The sequence below is a fragment of the Rhizobacter sp. P2_H2 genome (genome assembly GCF_056403375.1).
The window spans coordinates 1-1,081 of sequence record NZ_JBFUFP010001446.1 but is presented as its reverse complement, the minus strand read 5'-3'; the positions used below and the strand labels follow the sequence as shown (position 1 = coordinate 1,081).

1 protein-coding gene and 1 pseudogene are annotated in these 1,081 nt (G+C 70.9%); both read right to left on the bottom strand.

The window, feature by feature from the left end:
• Positions 1 to 306: nicotinate-nucleotide--dimethylbenzimidazole phosphoribosyltransferase (locus AC1D15_RS33805; protein WP_477829504.1), on the bottom strand; the 306-nt coding region annotated here is incomplete at its 3' end.
• Between the two features lie 49 nt (positions 307 to 355).
• Positions 356 to 1,081 (bottom strand): annotated as a pseudogene (locus AC1D15_RS33800) (hypothetical protein); the annotation flags it as partial.

The following is a 1,081-nucleotide window of genomic DNA, read 5'->3' as shown; positions in this document are numbered from 1 at the left end:
GTTGCGGCGCGCGAACATGGACGCGACCGTGTTGCCGGCCAGGAGGTTGCGCACCCGCAGCGTCGCCACATTCGCCTGATAGACCGAAGCCGTCCGCGCCACGATGYCGTGGTCGGCGGCGAAAACCACCAGCTGGGGCTTCTGCAGCTGCGGCCGCGCCGAACCCTGGATCTGCGCCAGCTTCTGGGCCAGCACCCCGACGCCGCCGTGCACACCGCCGGAGCCGGGCACCTGGCCGATGGCATGTCGCACCCGTTCAGCCAATGCGGGGTCGTAGAGGCGCGGGATGTCGTCGGTGGCGATCATGGTGTGTCAAGCCCGTTGACGCTCGCGGCTGGCGCGCGCCACCGGCCTCCTACTTCAGCAACGACAGCGTGCCGACGTTGAAGCTCACCGCGCGGTCCCCCACCGGTTCGGGCGCGTCGGCAATCTCGATGGCGGTGAGGGCCTCCAGCGTCGACTTGACGTCAACGCCTTCGGCACCGCAGTACTGCGGCGCTGCGAACTGCGAAAACTCGATGCGGTACTCCGTGACCTGGGGTTTCACCGGCAGCATCAGGATCGGGTAGCAGCCCCGTTGCTGGACGGCCGGGTCGTTCCCCACGAGGCGCAGGCGCAGCTGTCCCACCGTGTGGCCCGCCAGGAGAACCCGCAACGCCTTGTACTCGGTGGCCACCACCGGTCGCTGCGAGACCAGCACGATCCCGACGCCGGCCCATTGGCTCCCACCGCGGGTGTTGAACTGCCCCGTGATGTTGAGCACGCCGTTGTTGCGAACCGTGATGTCCCCCAGCGTTGCGTCGCCCGGCCTTTCGGCATAGATCAACCCCTCGATGAAGCCGCCCTCCACGGCGGCCGTCGTGCCGTTGAATGCGGTCCAGAGGCGCTCGGCCCCGGCCACCGTCACCGGTGGAGGGGAAACCGGCGTCGCGGTGCTCGCCGGGGCCAGTGCGAGCACCGGAGCAGGCGCGGGCGCGGGTGCCTCGGCCGGCGCCGCGCGGGGCACCTGCGGCTTCGGTCTGGCCGCTGCCGCCGCGGTGCCGCGCCGAGGTGCAGTGACCGCGTGGGCGGGCGCTTCGGC